The sequence below is a fragment of the Acinetobacter sp. UBA6720 genome (assembly GCF_002454215.1).
Taxonomy (GTDB): domain Bacteria; phylum Pseudomonadota; class Gammaproteobacteria; order Pseudomonadales; family Moraxellaceae; genus Acinetobacter.
The window spans coordinates 23,287-44,626 of the sequence record NZ_DKIK01000177.1; the positions used below are offsets into that span (position 1 = coordinate 23,287).

Annotated in this window: 24 protein-coding genes; 23 read left to right on the forward strand and 1 reads right to left on the reverse strand. The window is 43.1% G+C overall.

Annotated elements, in window-relative coordinates:
* Positions 1 to 6 precede the first annotated feature (6 nt).
* The 14 genes from B4F08_RS14900 to B4F08_RS14965 all read left to right on the forward strand — a co-directional run bounded on the left by B4F08_RS14900 (position 7) and on the right by B4F08_RS14965 (position 9,559).
* Positions 7 to 1,464 carry a phage portal protein family protein gene (locus B4F08_RS14900; protein ID WP_291375091.1) on the forward strand — a complete coding sequence of 486 codons (1,458 nt, stop codon included), beginning with the start codon at positions 7 to 9 and terminating at the stop codon, positions 1,462 to 1,464.
* A 3-nt stretch (positions 1,465 to 1,467) separates the two neighbouring features.
* Positions 1,468 to 2,673: a phage minor head protein gene (locus tag B4F08_RS14905; protein WP_291375092.1), complete on the forward strand. Its 1,206-nt coding sequence runs from the start codon at positions 1,468 to 1,470 to the stop codon at positions 2,671 to 2,673.
* Between the two features lie 224 nt (positions 2,674 to 2,897).
* Positions 2,898 to 3,857 carry a hypothetical protein gene (locus tag B4F08_RS14910; RefSeq protein WP_291375094.1) on the forward strand — a complete coding sequence of 320 codons (960 nt, stop codon included), beginning with the start codon at positions 2,898 to 2,900 and terminating at the stop codon, positions 3,855 to 3,857.
* 3 nt (positions 3,858 to 3,860) lie between these two features.
* Positions 3,861 to 4,235: a hypothetical protein gene (locus B4F08_RS14915; RefSeq protein ID WP_291375096.1), complete on the forward strand. Its 375-nt coding sequence runs from the start codon at positions 3,861 to 3,863 to the stop codon at positions 4,233 to 4,235.
* A gap of 5 nt (positions 4,236 to 4,240) precedes the next feature.
* Positions 4,241 to 5,320 (forward strand): major capsid protein, encoded by a 1,080-nt coding sequence (locus tag B4F08_RS14920; RefSeq protein ID WP_159151737.1) that lies wholly within the window; start codon positions 4,241 to 4,243, stop codon positions 5,318 to 5,320.
* 10 nt (positions 5,321 to 5,330) lie between these two features.
* Positions 5,331 to 5,684 (forward strand): hypothetical protein, encoded by a 354-nt coding sequence (locus tag B4F08_RS14925; RefSeq protein ID WP_291375099.1) that lies wholly within the window; start codon positions 5,331 to 5,333, stop codon positions 5,682 to 5,684.
* A gap of 8 nt (positions 5,685 to 5,692) precedes the next feature.
* Positions 5,693 to 6,148 carry a gp436 family protein gene (locus B4F08_RS14930; protein WP_291375100.1) on the forward strand — a complete coding sequence of 152 codons (456 nt, stop codon included), beginning with the start codon at positions 5,693 to 5,695 and terminating at the stop codon, positions 6,146 to 6,148.
* A gap of 8 nt (positions 6,149 to 6,156) precedes the next feature.
* Positions 6,157 to 6,705 (forward strand): phage virion morphogenesis protein, encoded by a 549-nt coding sequence (locus tag B4F08_RS14935; RefSeq protein WP_291375102.1) that lies wholly within the window; start codon positions 6,157 to 6,159, stop codon positions 6,703 to 6,705.
* Positions 6,698 to 7,150 carry a phage tail terminator protein gene (locus B4F08_RS14940; protein ID WP_086207663.1) on the forward strand — a complete coding sequence of 151 codons (453 nt, stop codon included), beginning with the start codon at positions 6,698 to 6,700 and terminating at the stop codon, positions 7,148 to 7,150. Before B4F08_RS14935 ends, B4F08_RS14940 begins: the two co-directional genes overlap by 8 nt.
* A gap of 8 nt (positions 7,151 to 7,158) precedes the next feature.
* On the forward strand, positions 7,159 to 7,338 hold the full coding sequence (locus tag B4F08_RS14945; RefSeq protein ID WP_291375103.1) for a hypothetical protein: 180 nt from the start codon (positions 7,159 to 7,161) through the stop codon (positions 7,336 to 7,338).
* A complete protein-coding gene (locus B4F08_RS14950; RefSeq protein WP_291375104.1) occupies positions 7,331 to 8,074 on the forward strand; it encodes a hypothetical protein in 744 nt (247 codons plus the stop codon). The genes B4F08_RS14945 and B4F08_RS14950 overlap by 8 nt, the downstream gene beginning before the upstream one ends.
* Positions 8,075 to 8,144: 70 nt before the next feature.
* A complete protein-coding gene (locus B4F08_RS14955) occupies positions 8,145 to 8,711 on the forward strand; it encodes a hypothetical protein (protein ID WP_291375105.1) in 567 nt (188 codons plus the stop codon).
* Positions 8,712 to 8,775: 64 nt separating this feature from the next.
* Positions 8,776 to 9,054 carry a hypothetical protein gene (locus B4F08_RS14960; protein WP_291375106.1) on the forward strand — a complete coding sequence of 93 codons (279 nt, stop codon included), beginning with the start codon at positions 8,776 to 8,778 and terminating at the stop codon, positions 9,052 to 9,054.
* 7 nt (positions 9,055 to 9,061) lie between these two features.
* Entirely contained in the window at positions 9,062 to 9,559 is a 498-nt protein-coding gene (locus B4F08_RS14965; protein ID WP_291375108.1) for a Pmp3 family protein, read from the forward strand.
* Here B4F08_RS14965 and B4F08_RS14970 read toward each other — a convergent pair.
* The gene (locus B4F08_RS14970; protein WP_414632484.1) at positions 9,556 to 9,828 is read right to left on the reverse strand and encodes an Arc family DNA-binding protein; all 273 of its coding nucleotides are present in this window, start codon (positions 9,826 to 9,828) and stop codon (positions 9,556 to 9,558) included. The genes B4F08_RS14965 and B4F08_RS14970 overlap by 4 nt on opposite strands.
* A 155-nt stretch (positions 9,829 to 9,983) precedes the next feature.
* Between B4F08_RS14970 and B4F08_RS14975 the strand changes: the two genes are divergently transcribed.
* The 9 genes from B4F08_RS14975 to B4F08_RS15015 all read left to right on the forward strand — a co-directional run bounded on the left by B4F08_RS14975 (position 9,984) and on the right by B4F08_RS15015 (position 21,339).
* On the forward strand, positions 9,984 to 10,145 hold the full coding sequence (locus B4F08_RS14975) for a hypothetical protein (RefSeq protein WP_291375110.1): 162 nt from the start codon (positions 9,984 to 9,986) through the stop codon (positions 10,143 to 10,145).
* Between the two features lie 81 nt (positions 10,146 to 10,226).
* Positions 10,227 to 11,102 (forward strand): KilA-N domain-containing protein, encoded by an 876-nt coding sequence (locus B4F08_RS14980; protein WP_291375111.1) that lies wholly within the window; start codon positions 10,227 to 10,229, stop codon positions 11,100 to 11,102.
* A 248-nt stretch (positions 11,103 to 11,350) separates the two neighbouring features.
* Positions 11,351 to 11,899: a Rha family transcriptional regulator gene (locus B4F08_RS14985; protein WP_291375112.1), complete on the forward strand. Its 549-nt coding sequence runs from the start codon at positions 11,351 to 11,353 to the stop codon at positions 11,897 to 11,899.
* Positions 11,900 to 11,963: 64 nt separating this feature from the next.
* Positions 11,964 to 15,311, forward strand: a complete 3,348-nt coding sequence (locus tag B4F08_RS14990; RefSeq protein WP_291375113.1) for a tape measure protein — start codon at positions 11,964 to 11,966, stop codon at positions 15,309 to 15,311.
* Entirely contained in the window at positions 15,311 to 15,724 is a 414-nt protein-coding gene (locus tag B4F08_RS14995; protein WP_291375114.1) for a hypothetical protein, read from the forward strand. The genes B4F08_RS14990 and B4F08_RS14995 overlap by 1 nt, the downstream gene beginning before the upstream one ends.
* Positions 15,714 to 19,325 (forward strand): hypothetical protein, encoded by a 3,612-nt coding sequence (locus tag B4F08_RS15000; protein WP_291375115.1) that lies wholly within the window; start codon positions 15,714 to 15,716, stop codon positions 19,323 to 19,325. The genes B4F08_RS14995 and B4F08_RS15000 overlap by 11 nt, the downstream gene beginning before the upstream one ends.
* Before the next feature lie 51 nt (positions 19,326 to 19,376).
* Entirely contained in the window at positions 19,377 to 20,651 is a 1,275-nt protein-coding gene (locus tag B4F08_RS15005) for a hypothetical protein (RefSeq protein WP_291375116.1), read from the forward strand.
* Entirely contained in the window at positions 20,651 to 20,950 is a 300-nt protein-coding gene (locus B4F08_RS15010; RefSeq protein ID WP_291375117.1) for a hypothetical protein, read from the forward strand. The genes B4F08_RS15005 and B4F08_RS15010 overlap by 1 nt, the downstream gene beginning before the upstream one ends.
* Entirely contained in the window at positions 20,947 to 21,339 is a 393-nt protein-coding gene (locus B4F08_RS15015) for a hypothetical protein (protein WP_291375118.1), read from the forward strand. Before B4F08_RS15010 ends, B4F08_RS15015 begins: the two co-directional genes overlap by 4 nt.
* The last annotated feature ends 1 nt before the right edge of the window (position 21,340 follow it).

The window sequence follows — 21,340 nt, forward strand, 5'->3', positions numbered from 1 at the left end:
AAACACATGGCAAAGTCTAAAAAAGACAAAGCGTCAAAGAAGGCTTTGTCTAAAGGTGGTTTATACACTCAAGAAGCGATTTCTAACTTCTTCACACACTTTGGACGACGTCCTGATAATGACGAGGTATTACGTAAAGCAGGTATTACCCGTCATCGCTTAGTTGTATTGCTGGATGATGATGAAATTGCTCAGGCTGTAGAGACACGTATTGATGCGTTATTGGCAACTCCGTTTCGCATTGAGCCTAGCGATACACCAGAGGCAGTACATCTAAAAGCAGAGCTTGATGAATGGTACTTTGAGATTGCAGCAGGCGCTTTAAATGCTTTGTTCTTTGGATATTCAGTACAAGAGGCTGTATATGAAGTAAAACAAGAGGGATATCTAGGGTTGCAGTGGATTGGAGAAAAGCCAATGCAATGGTTTGAGCCTAAAAACGATGGACGTTTGATCTATCGTCAAGACGGTGGTGGTGCAGATCGAGAAGTCGATCAATTTTTAAAGTTCTTCCTCACTCGTCGCAAGGCAACATTTGAACAACCTTATGGCAAGGCATTACTGGCGACACTCTATTGGTTGTTCTTCTTTAAACAGAATGGATTTAAGTTCTGGGCTAAGTTCTTGGAGCGATTTGGTACACCTATCTTGCTGGGTAAATGCAAAGACACTGAAACCGATGATATGAGCCAAGCATTACTCAATGCTCATGCGCAAAGTGTGCTTTCAATTGATATTGAGGATGATGTTCAAATCTTATCAACTCAAGGATCTGGTTCAGCTAATGGTGCATTTGAGACGTTCAATAAGACCTTGGCACAGCAGATTCAAAAAGTTGTACTCGGGCAAACACTCACCAGTGGAACAGACGGCAAAGGAAGTTATGCCCTTGGCCAAGTTCACGAAAATGTTCGTGGCGATAAGCTTAAGTCTGATATTCGATTAGTTACCCCAACACTTCAAGCTGTTGTGGATGCGCTATGTGTATTGAATGACTGGAAGCCACATAAGGTGCTTCTTGGGGAAAAAACAAAGCCATTGAATAAAGAACAGGCTGAGCGAGATACGCATTTAAAGAATGCGGGAGCAAACCTTTCAGAGTCATATTTCATTCGCGAGTACAACTTGCAAGACGGTGATTTAAAGCCAGTTGAGCAAGTGGTTCCAAGTAGCCAATTCTCAGCACTCCCTCATCAAGCATTCAGCTTTAAGGCATCAGTGCAAAAGCAGTCACCTGAACAGCAAGAGGTGGATGAACTGACAGATGCTCAAGATGATCTTGAGCTATTGAATCAGGATCAGATTAAGCAATTGGTGGCTGAGTCGACGGATCCACAGGATCTAGCAAGCAATTTAATGCAACTCATCCCCATGGCATCAAAGGCTCAATTTAAAGCGAATTTAGATCAGGCTTTGTATGCCGGGGATGTATTGGGGTATGTGACAGCACAAAGCGGAAAGTAACCTATGCAACCAGTCACATTTCTTGAAGCACTACAGTATGCGCATAGTAAAAAAGTGGTTCTGCCTGATGAGTTTTACTCAATGGATCTTAAGACACGGCAGATGGCGACCACGGTTAGCTTTTTATCGAGTCTTGAACAAGCTGAGTCGGTGATTAAGTCACTTAACAAAACCTTAGCATCAGGTGGCACATTTAATGATTTTCAAAAGCTCGTAGCTGAATCTGAAATCGTTTTACCAAAGCATTACCTGGACAATGTATTTCGCACCAACATCCAAAGTGCATATGGTCATGGACGTTGGCAGCAACAGCAACGGAATAAAGACAAACGTCAGTATCTAATGTATTCGGCTATCAATGACTCGCGTGTACGTCCTGCACATTTGGCATTGAATCGAATTGTATTGCCGATAGATCACCCATTTTGGCTAACGCATTATCCTCCGCTTGCTTTCCGTTGCCGATGCACTGTCATCGCCCTCACAGAGAAACAGGCACTTAAATACGGCATCACACCAGATGATAAGTTGCCTCAGGTTGCCGAAGCGTTGGACTGGAGTTCACACCCTCTGCAATTTGGAGAGCTTGAAACATTGGTGGATCAGAAGATTTCTAAGTCATTGCTGGATAAGGAATATCTGCTTGAGCAGAAAGAAGCTATCAAAGCTGAATGGACTGCATCTAAAAAGCTCACCAGTCTGTTAGCCCCGATGGATGATAAATCGAGAGATCTATTCAACACGGTGGCCAATACAGTTATTCCTTTAGATCCATCCATTCGACCAAGCGCAATTAAGACTTTCTTAGATTATGTGCAGGGTAATGATGCAGCAATTACTAACTACCTAAATGCATCTGCGAGCTCGAAAGCGGACGATGTTTTAAAGCAGTGGCTCAGACAGGACATGCAAGCCTTAAGCTCCGTGGCGAGTAATTCAACTGCAATCGTGACAGGTGGTGTGACCTTGCAGCATGTAGTTGCTTATGAAGTTGGGCAAACAATTCAATTTAATTCGCCATTGCTGTTGGCTGAGAATGCTTCCGATGTGGTGTTGCAAATTGAGAATGCGAAAGGTCTAGGTATTGATCTTGAGAAACTAAATGCTGGTCATGGCGTATTGATGCCAATGGGTTTGTCATTTGAAGTGGTTTCGATTGAAGCGCTGAATGGCAAGATGATTTATACACTTAAAGCATTGGTGAATTAATGACTAAAAAATGTGAATCGTGTCGACGTGGTTTGGATGGTCGAAATGGTAATGGTTATTCGCCGTGTGGCTGCGAGAAAAAAGTAGTTGTGATTGGTAGCCCATCGAGAGTGAATAATCTTGTACGAGCTATGTGCTGCGTTCTATCTCGACCACCAAAGAAACCATGAGTCAAAAATTAACTGAAGCCGCCTAAAGGGCGGTTTATTTATGGAGCATGAAAAATGCCAGATGAACAAAAGCAGGATCATTATTGCTTTCGGCTTGGTGACCTAAGTGTAGATCCTGTTGAGAAAGGTAAAAAGAATCGCACCTTCTCGGGAGTGGCTTATAGCGGTGAGGTTATTACAGATCACTGGTATTGGACACGAGTGATTTTTGATTTGGATAGTATGCAGATTAAAGGTCGCATTCCAGCACTTTTAGAACACAGCTCACGCCAACGGGCAGGTGCAATCAATACTCATACGATTAGCCATCAAGAGGGTTTGGTTGTACATGGGGACTTGATGAGCAATGAGTTTGGTACTCAGGTAGCACAAGACTCAGATGATGGATTTCCGTGGCAGATGTCTGTCCGTATTGAGCCTGCTAAGACTGAAGAAGTTGCAGCTGATCAAACAGTGATTGTTAACGGAAAGACGCTTCAAGGACCTATTACGATATTCCGCGGTGGTCGTATTCGTGAAGTTTCATTTTGTGCCTTAGGTGCAGATGAAAACACGATGGCAGTAGCCGCAAGCCATAACCCTAACCAACCCACAGAGGACACAGACGTGACCGAATTAGAAAAGGCGCAAGCCGCACAGAAACAAGCTGAAAAAGAGCGTGATGATGCCCAAGCAGAACTTAAAAAGTTCAAAGCTGATAAGCGTGAAGCGGACATCAAAGCGCTTGAAACATCTTTAAATAAGCAATTTAGCGCTGAAGAAAAGACGTCTTATACCAATATGGATGACACTTCATTTGCATTCATGTCCCAGCAATTAACACAATTCTCAGCAGGTAATCAACCACCAGCTGGTCAACAACAGCAACAAATTCCATCACACCTTAATCATTTGTTTACTCACCAAGCTACAGGTGGTCAGGGTGGGCAAGGGCAAGGTGGTAATCAAGGTGCTGGTGATAAACATAAATTCACAGCTGGTGCTCAAGCATTTGCAGAACAAAAGGGGAAATAATCCATGGTTACTCACTATGTACCGCCTATCACGGTCACGTCACAACGACTGATTCTGGATAATGAAAAGTTACGTCGTGCTAATGCAAAAGTAACGACTGCCACAGCATATAAATACGGTGATTTGCTAACACTATCTGCTGCTAATGTGCTGACCCATGCTACTGACGAATCTACTTGGGATGTGATTTGTGGTCAGGATGTATCTGCTGCAGAAGCCACCATCAAGGCTGCTGATGGAATCGAAATTCCAGTGTATTACGGTGGTGTATTTAACGTTGAAGCAGTATCACTTGGTGGCACTTTACTTACGACGGCTCAATACGATGCAGCACGCGCCAAAGCAACCAAAAACAAAATCGAACTTTCTAAGGTGTAAATGACATGCCACAAGCTTTTAATATTGAAGGCACCCCACTAGAACTGCTGGATGTGGGTGAGTTAGCACTAATCCACTCAAACTATCGCCCAATGGATACTTGGCTATTAGACCAACTCTTTCCAAATCGCCCATTATTCACACGTGATGATGTACCTTTGGCTGAATTGTCAGCTGAACATGATCTAGCACCACTGGTTTCACCACAACAACCCGGTAAGCCATTTGATACCACTCAATCGGGTGAAGTACGCCATGTGAAACCGGCCTACTACAAGCCAAAAAATCAGGTTAGTCCGGCCGATACATTTGAAATCTCATTACTTGAGCGTTTACGCACCGCTGGGATTATCTCAACTGGAAATCAGCAGTTGTCTCTCCAAGAGCAGATGGTTATTTCCCAGATTGCGGTGATGAAGCGCAACCATGATGCGATTGATAACTCAGTCCTAATGATGGCGATTGATCTTCTGAAAAATGGTAAATATGTCCTTCATTCAGATGACTATGAGTACAACTTAGTTGATTATCGCCGTGATGCCTCTCTGACATATACGCCGTTGACTAAGTGGAACGAAGCGGGTGCTAAACCGGTTTTAGATATCCGCACTATGCTTGAGCGTCAATTGGCAGCTGATGGCGGTGAAGCCAAAAAAGCAATTATGTCTGGCTTGGTATGGGCTGCATTATGGAATAACGAAGAATTCAAGAAAGAATTCATCACGCCGTACGCTGGTATTTCTGTTCCTGTTACACCAAGCTTTGGTGTCAAAGAGTCAGCAACTCTCAAAGGGACATTTGATGGAATCGAGTTCTGGGTATATGACGCAACTTACCGTAACAAAGGTCAGGTGAAGCGCTTTATTCCAAAAGATTACTTCTCTTTGATTTCTGATACCAACGGCTCAGTGGCACATTGTAAGATCAAAAATATGTTGGCCAACGGTGTTGCTCAGCAATACTTTGACCGTCAATGGTACTGTGAGGATCCAAGCGGCATCATGTTGATGACAGAATCCGCTCCATTGGTCGTGCCTTCTAACAAAAATGGTGTAGTCGGTGGTACCGGCTTTATCACCCTATAAGGAGTAAGACATGCCGAAGTACATCGCAAAACAATCCATCGGGCATTTTATGCCAGGTGATGAAATCAAAGGGCTTGAAGAAAATCAACTTCAGGCCCTTTTAGCATCAGGAGCTATTGAAGAAGAAAAAGCTCCAGAACAACCGAAGGCGGATGGTACCGCTGCTCAGCTTGCAAGCCTTACTGCAGAAGTGGTAGAACTGAAAGCAAATGAGGCAATCCTTATTGAGGGTAAGGATAAAGCCGAAGCAGAAGTGGCAGAACTTCAAAAGAAAGTTGAGAGTTTGGAAAAATCACTAGCCACATCCGAAGCTGCTTTAAAGAAAGCCACTACCGAAGCCAAGAAAGCTACGGCCGATAAGTAAGGTGATCTATGTACGCGACTGAAGTTGATTTAAAAACACGGTTTGGTGCACAGGTTATTGATGATCTTAAGTTGGGGCGTGAAGGCGGTGCAGATCCTGTCGATATTGTGCAAGTAGCGTTACAGGATGCTGAGGAAGAAATTAACGGCTACATCGGTAGCCGTTATTCTTTGCCACTTGCAAGCGTACCTTCCAACTTAAAACGTATAGCGTGTGATATCGCACGTTATCGTCTTTACACTGAAGAACCTTTGGAGCATATCAGCAAGCTTTATGACGATGCGATTGCCTTCTTGAAGCGTGTCCAAGACAAGAAAGCGGATCTGCAAATCATTGATGAACAGAGTAAAGAAATTATAGACGATGCACCCAAAAACAAACCATCTACAGCACCAATAGGCACGACTTATACGGGTGGTGTCTTTGGTGACGATGTCCTTGGAAAAATGCCGAGCATTAAGTGAGGTGACGTATGCCAGGCGCATTAATTGAAATCCGTACCGATGGTGACTCAGCGATCTCAAAAGCTCTGAGTTTGTATGCTGACGTTGAAGAGCGTCAGTCCAGACTTTATGAGCGTATGGGTGCCGCCTTGGTGGAGAATATCCGCGATCGCTGGTCTCGTGGTGAGGGCTTATACGGCAAGTGGCCATTATCCGTAAGGGTGATGCGCCAAGGCGGTACCACGCTTCGCGATACATCCCGTCTAATGAACTCTATTACCAATAATACAATCAGCAATGGTTTTGAAGTGGGTACAGACGTTGAGTATGGAGCGATCCATCACTTTGGCGGTGAAATTAAACATGAGGCTCGTCAAAGCACGGTTTACTTCCGACAAAACCAAAAGACCGGTGTTGTTGGTAATCGTTTTGTTCGTCAAACACGATCTAACTTTGCTCAAGACGTAACCGTTGGTGCTTATACCGTGAAAATGCCTGCACGTGCGTGGTTGGGTTTAACGTCGGATGACGAGCAGGATTTATTAGACATTGTTGAGGATATTGTCCTAGATGAGTGATGAAAATCTATATGCGGTACGCGATGAGATCGTAGCGCGCCTCGAGCAATTCATGGATGAGTGGGGTGTAAAGAAAATCTATACCCCTAAGAATCTAGGTGTAACTACTGAACTGTCCCAAATCACCCCCAACATTCAAGTGAATTTCCGCCGTACCAAAAGTGCAGGAGTGGTAAGTAAAGGTGATGCACTTAAACTGAAAGTGGTCTGGGAAGTGACAGCTTGTTGCAAGCATGCAGCATCTCAGGTGACAGATGGTTCTAAAGCATTCGATATGGCTGGTGATCTAACCATTAAGATCATTAAAAAACTGAGTGGCTGGGAGCCTGAATCCAGTGCAGAACCACTGATTTATATGAATACCGAAGAAGACATTTCTAAAAGCTGTGTTTACTCAACTGTGGTTTTAGAGTCTGAGCTATTCATTCAAACCGAACCTGATTAAGGAATCTTATGAAAACGCAATACAAAGCCCTAAAGCCGATTGGCCCGTGGGTGAAAGGTCAAATTGTGGGTGATCTTCCACAAGAAAAAATTAAACAGCTTTTAGATGATGGTGTGATTGAAGCAATCAAACCAGAGGTAAAAGCAGAAGTTAAACCAAAATCAAAAGAGGTGCCTGCGAATGGCTAAGAAGTACATTTCATTGCGCGGTAAGTTCTCCCTTGCCCCGATTGTTGAAGGCGTTGTGGGGGCAATGCGAGAGTTGGGAAACATCCCAGACTTTACGCTGGAAATCACAGCTGACAAAATTGAGCATACCGAGTCAATGTCAGGTGATGATACGACTGATTTGGTGCTATACAACACCACTGCGGTTTCATTCAGTGGCACACTTGAGCAGGTTGATGCTGATAACCTGGCATATATCCTGTCGGGTAAAAACGTAGCTGTAGCGACCAAAACCGTAGCTGACCATGATTTAGGTGCGGTCACCAAAGGGCAAAAGATCAAGCTTGATGGGTTTAATCTGACTGTACCAACCGTGACTGATGGAGCATCAACACCAGTTCCTATTGAATCAACGAAATATAAGCTAGATGCGGTTTATGGGACGATTGAGTTTCTTGATGATTTGCCGAAAGTTGTTATTGGCTATACCACTGGCGCCGTGACACACACTACGATCGCATCTGATTTCGGTGCTGAATATGCATTGTTCTTTGAAGGCATTGATAAGATCAGCAAAGACAAAGTGTTCTTAGCCCTGCACCGTACAGTGAAAACACCTGATTCAAGCTTTGGCCTAATTCATGAAGAATTTGGTTCTTACGAAATCAGCGGTGATGCTTTGGGTGATCTGACCAAAGACAAAGATGGCGCTCTTGGCTTATACGGTTACTACACTCAAATTCCAAAAGCAGCATAAACACATACAGGCACTTAAATAGGATGCAATAAGCATCTTTTTTTGTGCCTGTACTTTTTGAGATTTCATCATGAATGATTTTTTTATAGCTTCAAACCGACCTGTCAAAGTTGGTGAGCTATCGGTGCACCAGCTGCAGATGCATAACTTTGATGAGTGGTCGGGTGCGGCGCAGGTCCTTAAAGACTTTTTGAATAATCATCCAGATGGAACCACACAAATGATCTTTGATGCTCATTCGTTTGAATCGACTCAATTGATAGCCCATTGTTTGCAATACAGTATTGAACAGGTCATCGATCTATTCAAGAAAGAGGGTGAACTCAATATCTTGTTATTGGATGCTGTGATTAAGGTGAATGATGCATTCTTCACCGAGCCAAAACCTAAACATCGGGACGATGTGGATCCGCGTAAAAAGAGTAGTTGGTTTGATGTATTTCAGCTTCTCGTATCCAATGGCCACTCACATGAAAGCATCATGCAAATGAGTTACGGTTCATTCCGACACTATCTTAAAGCGGCTCAAAAAGCTGAGCGTATGAAGATGCGTAATTTAGCGATTGCAACTCGGGCGCAGAACGCTATCAATAAGAAGTTCAATGAATTTATTAAGAGCCTTGAGAAAGAACAGTAATTTTCACATTGTGATGTGAAATTGAGCACGTTATGATTTACCCACTAATAACGAGGGTAAATTCATGAAAAAATTATTAATTACTGCCGCTTTGATGTCTGTTTTTACATTAGCAAATGCGAATTTAGCAGGGGCAAGCATTAACGGTAAACAAGTTCGCAAGGGTCAAAGCTATGGTGAAGTGGTTGCAGCTGCAGGCCAGCCAACATCGCATTATGACTACGTTAAAAACGTGAGTGGTAAAGACGTTTCAGTGCGTGAACTAAGCTATGTAGGTGGCAGCAAAACTTTCACTGTTGTAATTGAAGATGGCAAAGTTACTACTATTCGCAGTGGGCGTTGAGGGCTAAATGGCAAATAAATGCATTGGCTGTAATAACTGTGGTCATACAGGCTGGTCAAGAGATCGTGGTAACTTCATAATCACGATAGTTTTGGCATTCTTTTTTCTTCTTCCTGCTGTTGTTTACGAAATCTGGCGCAGAACAGGATTGGGTGTTTGTGAGAATTGCGGGAGCAACCTAGTCAAACCATCACACTCATGCACAAGCAATAAGCCCTCCGATGTTGGAGATTTAATAATTCTGGGTGTGCTAGGGGTTGTTGGTGCTGTGGTAGTGATGTTTTTATACGCTTTAGCGGATATTGCTATTAATTCTTATAAGAACAGGAATGCACCACCACAGGAAATCACACAGCAAGATTATGAAGCTAGCTGCATGTTGAATGGTATTGAATATTATCAATCAATTAAACAGCACCCTATTACAAATAATGGTGAGTTGGTTTTGGATAAAGTTCAAGCAGCTTGCAAGGGCTCCAAAGATGGAAAATATAAAGCACCCTAGGGTGCTTTTTTATTGACGCTCAGCATGTTTTGCAAAGTATTTTCATCAATCATTATGGCTTTAATTATTCGATCAATTGCTTCCTCAAATGAAGGTTTTTCTCTATCAGCTTGTTCAGCCAAAATACCTGCAATGACAGCTAAAAGCATTCTCTTATATGGGTCAGATGCAACTAATCCAGATGTAAAACTTTCCTCTAGGCGAGCAACAATATCCGCATTCATTGAGCGATTATGTTGTTTGGCTGATTCTTGAATTTTATCACGCAATTCCTCTGACCAGCGCAACTTATATTGTGGGTCGGTTTGGTTAGCACTCATATAAAACATTGACCGAAAAAAAATTATATTAATGTACCTATGAGGTGTTGACAATGGGCGCTAGGAGGTACATTATAATTTATGTCGCTAGGAGGTACTTATCTATGAAGCAGCAAAAAGGCCAGCAGTTAAAAATAAGGTTTTTTAATGATGCTGATCATGAAAAACTGAAAGAAATTGCTGAGAGGCAGGATCGCTCACTCACATATCTTGTGAATCAGGCGATCAAAGAATTTTTAAAGCAACAAGAGAGTGCGAAAGCATGAAATCAATAGGCAACAAAAAAGCCCCTGAATCTTGGCGGAGTCGGAGCTTAATTGATGTCAACAACTATGAGGTAAGTCAACATGACTACTATACAACAAAATCTATTAAACCCAAACAACCAACCTTTAGTTATTGGTGAATTTTCAATTCGTCAAGATAATGAAGGGCGTTATTGCATTAATGACTTGCATAAAGCTGGTGGTGGATTAGAGAAACACAAACCTTCTAATTTTTTACGAAACGAACAGACCAAAGATTTAATTCAGGAAATTGAGCAAAATATTATGATGCTCAAATCTGAGAATCATAATTCTGGTGCAATTAATGTAATTCGTGGGAGAGGGAAAGACCAAGGTACATATGTGGTAGAGGATTTAGTCTATTCATACGCAATGTGGATTTCCGCAAAATTTCATTTGATGGTGATCCGTGCTTATAGATCACAAGTAATGGAATGGATGGTTGGTGGTAAGCAGACCATTTCACCAGAGCAATGCGGAATTTTATACAACATTGTCCATACACGTGCAGGTGACAATAAAAACACGATTGTTCAAATGTGGAGTCGTTTAAAGAACCACTTTAAATATTCTGCAAGTTACCGAGAACTCCGTGCTATTCATTTTGAAGATGCTAAGCACTATTTGGAAGTAATGGATTTAAAGGGTAAGGCAGAAGCTAAAACTAAAGAGCCTGAGGTTAAAGCATTACCATACCCACCAGAGGTTTTAATGGTGGCGCAGCAGATTGAGCAAGAATACAAGAATGGTGTTTATACATCATGGTTTGTGCGAGCAAGTAATGGGGTTTTGTCTGCCATGCCTTTACCGCATGGATGGTATCCATTCAATGTAAAAGAATTCACAAAGCATTTTGATGGTGTTTTAAACATTCTTTATGGGTCAGACACACTGAGTCAAGGGCGCTTCTTCCTACAGGAAGAAAGAAATATTTAAGTAAACACAAACCACTCTTCAGAGTGGTTTTTTTATGCCTACCACATGTGAAATCCTACAAAAATGGAAATTCCAGCCAAATTTAGCCTCGCTATATATTGATACAGATATTAATACTAGTGAATGAGAGTTCTTAGGAATATCGAGAAATGCCGTTTTTCAACCAGTTCAAACTAAGCCTTACAGCAATGTAGGGCTTTTTTAATGCCTGTAATTTATCTCACCACATTTTATGACGCTTGGGTGAGATGGATTTATCAATTAAGCGTCAGGAGAACACTATGTTAAATGTTATGACCACTCAAGAAATTGTAATCGTAGAAGATGCTAAAGCTTTAACCACCTCACTGCATATAGCTGATGGCTCTAAAGCAAACCATAAAGCGGTAATGCAATTGATAAAGACCCACATACATCATTTTAATAGGTTTGGAAGGGTAGCATTTGAAATGCGACCCTTTGAAACAGAAGGTGGTGTACAAACTCGACGTATAGCATTACTGAATGAACAGCAAGCAACGTTCTTGATGACCTTGATGCGAAATACTGAGCATGTCGTTGAGTTTAAGTGCGCCCTAGTGCATGCATTTTTTCAAACCAAAGACTACCTAAATGCGCAAATGCAAGCTCACACCAGTATTCACAATAAATTAAGCCTTCAATTGGACTTAGAGAAAGCTGATGCAAGTCTTGCTGGGCATATTTTAGGGAGTTACAGGAAAAAGCGTGATGTGCTTACTGGAGCTATAAAAGAGGTTGAGCGGCTTATGCAACTATGCCTTCCTTTTGATGAATAGGAATAAAAACCAGTAGATGCCCACGTATGTGGGCTTTTTTATATCTAAAAATTAAGGGCAAGTCATGTCAAAAAATCTAACTTTTAAACTCATCATGGATGGTGATAGCAAGGGGCTTGTTGCTGCCGCTAAGCAATCCGAAAGTGTTACCAAAAAGGTTTTTGAAACCATTGAAAGTGAAGCTGAGCGATTAAAGCAAACAAGCGCTGAAACCGCAAAAGAGATTGGTAAAATCATACCAACAGACTTATCAAAGAAAGCTGAACAAGTAAAAGGTGAGTTGGGCGAACTTGGTAGTGAACTACAGGATGTGGCAAATACAGCCAAAAACACGGGCGTAGAAATTGGGAGCATCATTCCAAAAAATGCCAGTGAGCGTGCAGCAACTTTAATTAAATCGCTTAATGAAGCTACGGAAATTATTAAAAGTACCGGTACTAGTGTATTGGGTACCTCAGATAGTTTTGAAAAGTTTAGTGTCGACTCCGTACGATCGTTAAATCTTCTTAAAGCAAACTTAGCTACTGCAAAAACTAAACTCGAAGAGTTTTCAAAGACTAAAGCCACACCCGAAGATGTTCGAATTGCTCAACAACAGATCGACTTGTTAGAAAAAGAGGTCAAACAAGCTGATCAGGCATTTAGCACATTCAAATCAGAACTAAGCCTTATTACACCTGAATTAAGCAAGCTGGATGCTGAATTAGGTCAAACAAATGCAGAACTCCAAAAAAATGAGGCGCTTGTTAAGCAAGTTAGTGGGGAGATTCAAGGCTTAAAAACTGGCTATACAGCATTAACTAGTGCAATGGCTACACTTGGAATTGGCATGTCCTTAATGGATATTGGCCGAACTGCTGATGAATTTAAGGTTTTAGAAGCAAGGATTGATCTTGCAACCTCTAAAAGTGGGAACTTCGCAGAAGCTTTTGAAGGTGTAAAAAATATTGCAATTGAAACTCGCTCCAATCTCACTGCTACTGCAGAGTTATTTACACGGGTTAAAAGTGCAACCGACCAGCTGGGTTATTCGCAGGAACGAGCTTTAGGAATAACGGATTTAGTTAATAAATCACTGATTGTTGGTGGTGGTCTTGCAGCATCCAATGAGGCTGCTATTTATCAATTTAACCAAGCCTTACAATCAGGAGTTCTTCGTGGTGAAGAATTCAACAGCGTCATGGAGCAAGCTCCACGTTTGGCGAGAGCTCTTGCTGATGGCTTAGGTGTGAATATTGGTAAGCTACGTGCCATGGCAAATGAGGGCAAACTTACATCTGATGTACTCATCAAAGCACTTGAAAGCCAATCAAAAACACTGAATGAAGAATTTGGTAGAATGCCTGTCACTATCGGGCAAGCAATAGTAAACCTAAAAAATGCATGGGTGTTATATATAGGGGAAGCGGATGCGGCAACAGGAGCAAGTGAAAAAGTTGCAAATGCAATTAAGTTCGTATCAGAAAACCTCGATCAAATTGTCTCAACACTCACACTGGCCGCTCAGGCATTTATAGCCTATAAAGCACTAAATATTGCTAACGTATTTCTTGATAAGGCTGCAGGTGTAAAGGCGGCTCAAGTTGCTATTATCCAGGAAACCGCATCAGTAGTTGCTAATACACTAGCCCAGATTGCTAACGCAGTAGCCACTCGAGCAGCTACCGTAGCCAAACAGGGTGTAGCGGTTGCTGGGGCTCAAGCGGCATCAGGTGTGACAGCTATAACTACAGCAACTGGGGGGGCTAGTGGCGGGATCATGGCTTTGATTGGTCGACTAGGGGCTCTTGGTGTTGCAGTAACAGCTATTGGTGTATTGATACCAACAGTGTTTATGCCAGTTGGTACAGCTATTGGTGAGGGGGTTGCTAAGGGAGTTGAAAAGGCAACTATTGCTTTTGATAACCTAGAGAAATCTGCTAGTGGTGTAAAGCTGAAATACACGGACACTATTTCAGCATCCGAAAAACTTGAGTTTCAGCTAGCGAATGAAGAGGCGCGAACAAAAGCTGTAGCGGAGGTAAAAAAATCCTTTGCTGATGCCGCGGACAAGGCGCGTGATAAAACCTACCAACTCACAGCAGAGTCAAAGAAGCTTGTAATAGAGTTCGATGAGCTAATCAAGAAAGGAGCACCAACCAAAGAGGCCCTAGATAAAATTTCTGGTGCTATGAAATTTGATTCAACCAAGGGAATCAATGATGCTGTAACGACTCTTAACCTTCTTCGAGAACAAGGAAAAATTACTGCTGAACAGATGCAGGCTGAATTAGCAAAGGCATTGAGTGGTAAGGATCTTATTGTCTTCCAAACCAATGCCAAAGCTGCCTTTGCTGGTACTGCACAAGAAGCTGCAAAATCTGCCGCAGTCACAGAAGCGGTAACGAAAGCTGCATTAGGGCGAACAGGTTTAGAAACTCAGCAACTCAAAGGCTCGTTTTCAAGCACTTTCCAATCTGCGAGCAATGACGTTAAAATAGTTATTGATAACTTGGATACCTATAAGGCTCAGGGTGTTGATACTGGGCTGGCGTTGAGCGCAAATCTCAACAATGCAATAGACACAGCTCAGACGGGTGCTGAGCTTGATTATGCTAAAGGCAAACTTGTTGAATATGGAAAGCAGGGCTTAATTACCGGTGAGCAGGTAGCACTTGGTTTAAGCAAAATTGAACAAAAAGTTGGTCAACTTCCTGAAATTCTAAACCCAGCTCAGGCTGCATTCAATGCCATGGGGGTTAAAACCCAAGAACAGTTGGATTCAGCTGCACAATCGGCTCAGGCTAATTTTGATGTGATTAGCAAAAGTGGCCAAGCGACTGCAGATGGTATTCAGCAAGCTTACAAGTTGATGCTTGATTCAACCATAGCGACTGGTGATAAGGCCAAGATTGCTGTTGCTCAGGCAAAAGCGGCAAGTCTTGGACTACAAGTCCAACTAGACGCCACAGGCAAAGCCACGGTTACCAAACTTGGAGAGATCCAGCAAGCAGCAATCGAGACTCAGCGTAGTGTGAGTCAAGTGAGCCAATCTACCATACAAGACCAGCCTGAAATAAGCCCTGAACAACAAGCCACAAACGATCATTGGGATGATTTCAAAGCCAAGATGAAAGCGCGTACAGATGCAATGAATGCAAAATCACAAGCACGTGGTTCGAGTGGTGGTAATGCTTCATTGCTGTCAAATGGTAGTGATTCAACTCAGCAAATTTCCGCCGTGCCTGATGCTCCACTTATTGCAAGCGGTTTTGATTTTCAACCAATGGAAGGTATGGAGACAAAGCAAAGTGTGGAAATCAAAATTGATATGGGAACTGGGCAGACAGCGACAGTATCAGCAGCACCCGATCAAGCCACAGCTCTTGAGGAAATGATGCGAGAACTCGAAGCAATTAAAGGAAGATCGTAATGCAATTAATGCGTAAAACAACATCGGAAACCATCCAAATCGAGGATGGTTTTTTTTGGTCTGATGAAAACTGGTCTGAGATCGAGCAGAACCAAGAATATGCAATCAGTGGAGCCTTGATTATCCAAGAGGGGCGCAAGCAAGCAGGGCGACCAATCACATTGCAGCCAGCGAATAAAACCAAAGGTTGGATCAAGCTGCGTGATCTGAACACGCTTCGTGCGTGGCAAAACCTGCAAGAGCAATTCACGCTTCAGTTTGAGTGGCCACATGATCAACGAGAGTTCAATGTGATTTGGAATCATAAAGACGGTGCGCTGGAAAGCTCTACAGTCAAAGGCACTCCAGCAACATCACTTGATACTTATTTTAACGTCACCATGCGATTCATTGAGGTAAGCGATGACAATTGAAACCAATAATTTAAAGCTCCTTGAGTCAGAACGCATTCGCACAGATGCTGAGGATGGTGGAGGGAAATACTCAGGCCGTGAAATTGTCGACGGTGAAAGTAATAACCTGTTCAATGATATTTCAGAACTTGATCGCACCACGGGTCGTACTTCTATCCAAAAGATTTATGCTGCAGTCGATACAGCGGATACCGATGCATTGATGGGTGCGACGGTATTTATCTCGCAGAATGCGCAAGATCCCAATGTGTCCGCCGTGTTATTCAGTACAGACAGCTGGACTGATGAGCGTAAAGAAGCGCAGAACCGCATTGAAAACTATAATGCCAAAGGCGCACAGATTGCAGGTACACCGTTAGACACACACTGGAAAGGTATGAAGTCACTTCAGGTGGCTATGTTTACCCAGGAAACAGAGTTAGCGATCGGAAAGTCGATTGTGCTGATCTCAAATGAAGGTAAAACCTTAGAGATTGAGCAATACCTACGTATCACTGAGGTATCGACACGTACTGCAATCATGATTGTGGATGGTAAGCAGGTTGAATACAAGATTGCCACTTATGGCCTCAGTGATGCATTGAAAGCCGATTTTGTGGGTCTGTCGGCGAAGCAATGGTATAGCGGTGAAAAGAGCACCACCATCATTCGTGACACCATTGTTGCAGATACGGGTAAGTACTACTCCAGTGCCAATCTCAAAGAAGCTGCACATGTCGGTGATTATTCTGTGGTTGCAGAGGATGTCTATACGCAGTTGGTTCCCTCAGCGCAGACTGAAACCCCGATGGTGAATATCAATGCTGCGGGTGATTCTGTGGCCCTGGTGAAAGCTAAAGATGATGTGTTAACTAAGGCGTTTAGCAATGTCACCATCAATACGGTGCTCGGGTTATATCTCGGCTCATCCATCATGCCGAAATCGGTGGAATTCACGTTGTTTGGTTCCGCGATTACTGACGTAGGGGGTGAACTTAAAAATGCTGCTGGTACTTCAATCGGCACAATCAACTATCAAAACGGTTCGATTGTGTGGAATGCCAATGCTGGAACCGGTACAACCAATCTAACGATTAGTTTCCTGCCAGCGGCTGCGGTGACAGCTCCCGTTGAATCCGAGCTAATTTATGTGAATCAGGAGAACATCGGTTTTAACTGGATCCGCAACTTGGTCCCGTTACCATCTCCGGGTAGTCTGCAAGTGTCGTACTTGGTTCAGAACCAAGTCTATACGCTTCGAGACAATGGCGCAGGGCAATTAAAAGGCTCTGACTCTTCATTTGGATCGGGAAGTATTGATTATGATACAGGCACCATGGCACTTACCACGGGTGAACTTGCCGATGTCGGCAGCGCAATCCTGATGACGTGGAGCAATATGATCACGGCTCAAGAGAGATCAGGATTAACCATTAATAAAGCCTATATCGAGATCCCTGTAAATGATTCGATTGTGGCGGGAACATTGACTGTAGGTTGGTTGCTGAATGGTATTGCTAAAACCGCAACCGATAATGGACAAGGCCAATTTACTGGTGATGCAACTGGCACCATTGATTATGCGGACGGTGTGGCCAAGTTAATGCCAACTTTGTTGCCGAATGGTGGTACTACATTCAATGTATCAGGCCAGAAAGGTGCCAAGTCCGTTGTTAGCCTCACGGCAATACCTTCTGGTGGATCAATTACAGTTGAACTGGATAATGGCTCAGCAGCCCTGATCCCCAAGTCTGTGAAAGTGCGAGTTCCTGTGAAGTACATGAGTTACACAGGGGAGGTTGAACTGCATGATATGCCAGTTGATGCTACTACTGGACGCCTATTTAATGGTGAAGGTCAGCAACAAGGCACCATTAACTATGCATCGCGCACGATGAATATTACCCCCAGCACTACACTTGAGACGATCGAGCGCGAGAAAATCGTGCAACCTTATTATGGTCAGTACAACACCAGTGCAGAGGCGATTGCAGCAGGCATGCTTGGAGCAACAATCAAGTATAAAAATACACCGGAGAGCTACACCCTGAGTCTGAATGAAGTTGCAACTGCAGTAACGGTGAGCGTGTCTTATCGAGACAGTTCCAGCGCTGCGACTTGGTCGGATACAGTAATCGGCTCTATCTTAAAAACGGATTTAACTGAAGGCTTTGCTGAGCAGATTCTTGCCAGCTCGGTTCGCTTTACCTTAGCCAGCTCAACTTATGTGGATAAACTTGGATCGCTTTACCGCAATCCATCAGTGACTACGGGTGCGGGAACAGTGGCAGGTCAGATCCATTATGGTAATGGCGCTGTAGAGCTATCTGCATGGGATGTAGGTGGGGCGAATAATCCGACCTTAGAGACTTTGGTGACGCAACTAGAAAGCGTGCAGACCAACCAAGTTTCCTACCGTGCACCGATGATTCCAATTCGAGCGCAGTCCTTAACTTTGTCTGCAACCAAGGTAGAAGGTGGGGTATTGAATATCACCCCTGATGGTTCGGGTACCATTGATACCGTAGACTGTGATGGTTTCTTTAACTTTGATCAAGGCTATGGCCAGTTTGTGTTTCGTGAAAAAGTAGTTATCACAACAGCAAATCGTGCTGAAATTATGGCGCAAGATTGGTATGTGGCTGAGCTGGAATATAGCAAGGATGGCAAACAGTGGATTCACAAGCCCATCATGGTCTTGCCTGAAACTATCAAATACAGCGCAGTGGGTTATAGCTATATCCCGATTGATGCTGAATTACTGGGTTTGTCTGCAGTGCGTTTGCCGATTGATGGTCGAGTCCCCATTTTCCGTTCGGGTGAAATTGGGATTGTGAGTGCAAGTAAATCGCAGGAATTGCCAGATTATGTGGCAGGCCAGACCTATCCATTGAATGATGCGCGGATCAGTTGGTGCGAACTTGATGATGTTGATGGCATCAAAATTCCATTTGATATGTACACAGTGGACTATGACTACGGCAAAGTGACTTTAAACGGTGATTTTGCTTTAGGTAATCTGACTGGACCACTCACAGCCAAGTACCGCTATCAGGATATGGGGTTAGTTCGTGATGTCAAAATCAATGGTCAAGTCACTTTTACCAAGCCATTGACACATAACTATGATCCAGCCAATACGATTGTAGGCTCTGTGTTGGTAATTGGTGATATGCAAGCGCGTTACACTCGAAAGTTTGTGCAGTCAACTTGGGATAATCTTTGGAAAGATGAGGCGGTTGGTGCTGCCATATCGGCCAATTACAACGACACACTGTATCCAATCAAAGTCACAAATAAAGGCAATATTCAGGAGCGCTGGGCAATTGTATTCACGGGGAATACCTCATTCCGAATTATCGGTGAATATTCTGGGCAAATTGGAACAGGTGTGACGAATGAGGATTGTTTACCAATGAATCCAGTCACCAGTGCACCGTACTTCACCATCAAAAAGGAGGGTTGGGGTAGTGGTTGGGCGAGCGGAAACACCTTGCGTTTTAATACGATCGCAACCAATCATCCGATCTGGGTGATTCGTACGGTGAAGCAATCAGAACCAACCGTACTATCCGACTCATTTCAAATCATGCTGCGTGGTGACATTGATCGGGTTGCTTAATCTTTAATTCTAATATGACCGCTTCGGCGGTCTTTTTATGGGTGACGAACAATGGTTGCAAATACAGATATTAAATATTTTGCGCATACAAATAATGCGCCACAACTGCAAAATACCTATGGTTCAATGATTGGTGTTTTGGATTCATGCTTAGTGAATGGGATTGGTTTAGGGGCTATTTCGTCTTTAACCACAGTTGGCACAATTGTTACAGCGGTATTTGGTACTGCTCACAACCTCATGCAATACCAGGTGCTGAAAATCGCCGGTGCGAATCAAGCTGAATACAACGGCGAGCATCGGATTTTAACAGTGCCAACTGCAACGAGTGTGACTTTTCAGCTTGAAAGCGCACCAAGCGTAAAAACAGCCACTGGGTCAATGACTGCATCACTACCTCCACTGGGTTGGGAAAAGCCGTTCAATAGTGTGAATGATGCGGGAGGTGGGAAAGCAGCCTACCGAACTAAGAATACGTTGCTACTTAGTCGACCGTTTTTACGTGTGGTAGATGAGTTGGATCCTGCATATTCGGCTGCTTATGCCAAATATGCCAAAGTAGGCATTGTTGAGGATATGACTGATATCAATACAATGCTTGCAGTGCAAGCTCCGTTTGACCCTGCAAACCCAACTAAAAATTGGACAGGCACTGACAGCGGTGTGAATGCAAAAAATGGCTGGGCAAAATGGTTTTATAGTTTTTACTCGAATACCGATGGTACTTCTTTATCAGATCCAAATGCCAGTGACGTTTATTCACCGCAAAATGGGGCGCGGGCATATTACGTTATCGGAAATACTGATTCATTTATTTTAGCTGTGAGAACAGGTTTGTCAGAAAATCACGGCTACAGTATTTATGGTTTTGGGAAATATCAGAGTTTTTTTGATGGGGATGCATTTAATGATTACTTAGCAGCACACATTTACAATCAGACTGTAAATTGGGTAACCAATGAAAGAGCAAGCTACGCTGGTTTATCAAATAGTAGAATTTCAGATTGTTTATGTCTCAGTCGAAATCTCGCAAATTCAGCAGTAAACAGCTATGGAGTTGCATCAGTAGATAGACTATCAACATCCGGGCAGTCCAATGTTGCACAATCTGCCGCCAATCTTGGGCAGTTGATTTATTGCCCCGTTAATATTTGGACAGAAAATGTATTTAGAGGGCGGCTCCCATTTATTCGATGGGTCTACCAAGCCCTGCCAGCACCTAATCACTCAAAATTTATTGATGCAAATGAAATCTATCTTGCACTTAATACGGAATTTGGAAGCAGGGAAAAGGGGCAGGTTTTTTTGAAAATAGGAGATTTGTAATGCAAATTTCTCAAGATATCAAAATAAGATTTTGGAATAAAGTTGAAGGCAGCTTAGATGGTCTTTCAACACTTAGTATTAAAGGCGTCGTGAAAAAGAAGGGTGTTGTGGTCACAAATCCTTGCCTGATCTTTTTATTTGATAGAAATAACATGAATACGATCGCTAGGACGTTTAGTGGTCCAGATGGAACATACCAGTTCAGCGGATTGGTCACTGGCTTTAAATATGCTGTTGCAGTAAAAGACCCGATGAATCAATACAACGCAGTCATTCAAGACCATGTGGTGCCAAAATGATTACACCATCTCTGAAAGCTGGACTTGCACAACTGCGAGCGCTGGCTGATTTTATTGACTTGGGAAGCGGAAATGCTTCTTTTGTTTATTATGAATCTGCAAAACCTGAAAGTGTTTCAAGTCCAGCGGACGACTCTACAAAACTTGCAACACTGACACTACCCAAACCCTGCTTTAAGCGCATGAATGAAGACAGCATAGAGCTTAAACCAACCAATGACGTCCTTGCACTTAAGACCGGCACAGTGGTGTGGGTGAGATTATTGAATGCAAATGGTGATGCTGTTGCTGATTTTGCCATGGGGACAGATATTATTTTGAATAGTTACGATATTGTGATGGGCGCTACACAGCGACTTGATTCTATCATTTTAAAACCAGTGATTTAGG

What these genes read in the sequence shown, in the direction of transcription:
- B4F08_RS14900 (WP_291375091.1), top strand. Translation starts at nt 7, where the DNA reads ATGGCAAAGTCTAAAAAAGACAAAGCGTCAAAGAAGGCTTTGTCTAAA.
- B4F08_RS14950 (WP_291375104.1), top strand. Translation starts at nt 7,331, where the DNA reads ATGGCTAAGAAGTACATTTCATTGCGCGGTAAGTTCTCCCTTGCCCCG.
- B4F08_RS15000 (WP_291375115.1), top strand. Translation starts at nt 15,714, where the DNA reads ATGACAATTGAAACCAATAATTTAAAGCTCCTTGAGTCAGAACGCATT.
- B4F08_RS14980 (WP_291375111.1), top strand. Translation starts at nt 10,227, where the DNA reads ATGACTACTATACAACAAAATCTATTAAACCCAAACAACCAACCTTTA.
- B4F08_RS14920 (WP_159151737.1), top strand. Translation starts at nt 4,241, where the DNA reads ATGCCACAAGCTTTTAATATTGAAGGCACCCCACTAGAACTGCTGGAT.
- B4F08_RS14990 (WP_291375113.1), top strand. Translation starts at nt 11,964, where the DNA reads ATGTCAAAAAATCTAACTTTTAAACTCATCATGGATGGTGATAGCAAG.
- B4F08_RS14915 (WP_291375096.1), top strand. Translation starts at nt 3,861, where the DNA reads ATGGTTACTCACTATGTACCGCCTATCACGGTCACGTCACAACGACTG.
- B4F08_RS14955 (WP_291375105.1), top strand. Translation starts at nt 8,145, where the DNA reads ATGAATGATTTTTTTATAGCTTCAAACCGACCTGTCAAAGTTGGTGAG.
- B4F08_RS15005 (WP_291375116.1), top strand. Translation starts at nt 19,377, where the DNA reads ATGGTTGCAAATACAGATATTAAATATTTTGCGCATACAAATAATGCG.
- B4F08_RS14925 (WP_291375099.1), top strand. Translation starts at nt 5,331, where the DNA reads ATGCCGAAGTACATCGCAAAACAATCCATCGGGCATTTTATGCCAGGT.
- B4F08_RS14940 (WP_086207663.1), top strand. Translation starts at nt 6,698, where the DNA reads ATGAGTGATGAAAATCTATATGCGGTACGCGATGAGATCGTAGCGCGC.
- B4F08_RS15015 (WP_291375118.1), top strand. Translation starts at nt 20,947, where the DNA reads ATGATTACACCATCTCTGAAAGCTGGACTTGCACAACTGCGAGCGCTG.
- B4F08_RS14930 (WP_291375100.1), top strand. Translation starts at nt 5,693, where the DNA reads ATGTACGCGACTGAAGTTGATTTAAAAACACGGTTTGGTGCACAGGTT.
- B4F08_RS14985 (WP_291375112.1), top strand. Translation starts at nt 11,351, where the DNA reads ATGGATTTATCAATTAAGCGTCAGGAGAACACTATGTTAAATGTTATG.
- B4F08_RS15010 (WP_291375117.1), top strand. Translation starts at nt 20,651, where the DNA reads ATGCAAATTTCTCAAGATATCAAAATAAGATTTTGGAATAAAGTTGAA.
- B4F08_RS14965 (WP_291375108.1), top strand. Translation starts at nt 9,062, where the DNA reads ATGGCAAATAAATGCATTGGCTGTAATAACTGTGGTCATACAGGCTGG.
- B4F08_RS14995 (WP_291375114.1), top strand. Translation starts at nt 15,311, where the DNA reads ATGCAATTAATGCGTAAAACAACATCGGAAACCATCCAAATCGAGGAT.
- B4F08_RS14905 (WP_291375092.1), top strand. Translation starts at nt 1,468, where the DNA reads ATGCAACCAGTCACATTTCTTGAAGCACTACAGTATGCGCATAGTAAA.
- B4F08_RS14945 (WP_291375103.1), top strand. Translation starts at nt 7,159, where the DNA reads ATGAAAACGCAATACAAAGCCCTAAAGCCGATTGGCCCGTGGGTGAAA.
- B4F08_RS14935 (WP_291375102.1), top strand. Translation starts at nt 6,157, where the DNA reads ATGCCAGGCGCATTAATTGAAATCCGTACCGATGGTGACTCAGCGATC.
- B4F08_RS14910 (WP_291375094.1), top strand. Translation starts at nt 2,898, where the DNA reads ATGCCAGATGAACAAAAGCAGGATCATTATTGCTTTCGGCTTGGTGAC.
- B4F08_RS14975 (WP_291375110.1), top strand. Translation starts at nt 9,984, where the DNA reads ATGAAGCAGCAAAAAGGCCAGCAGTTAAAAATAAGGTTTTTTAATGAT.
- B4F08_RS14960 (WP_291375106.1), top strand. Translation starts at nt 8,776, where the DNA reads ATGAAAAAATTATTAATTACTGCCGCTTTGATGTCTGTTTTTACATTA.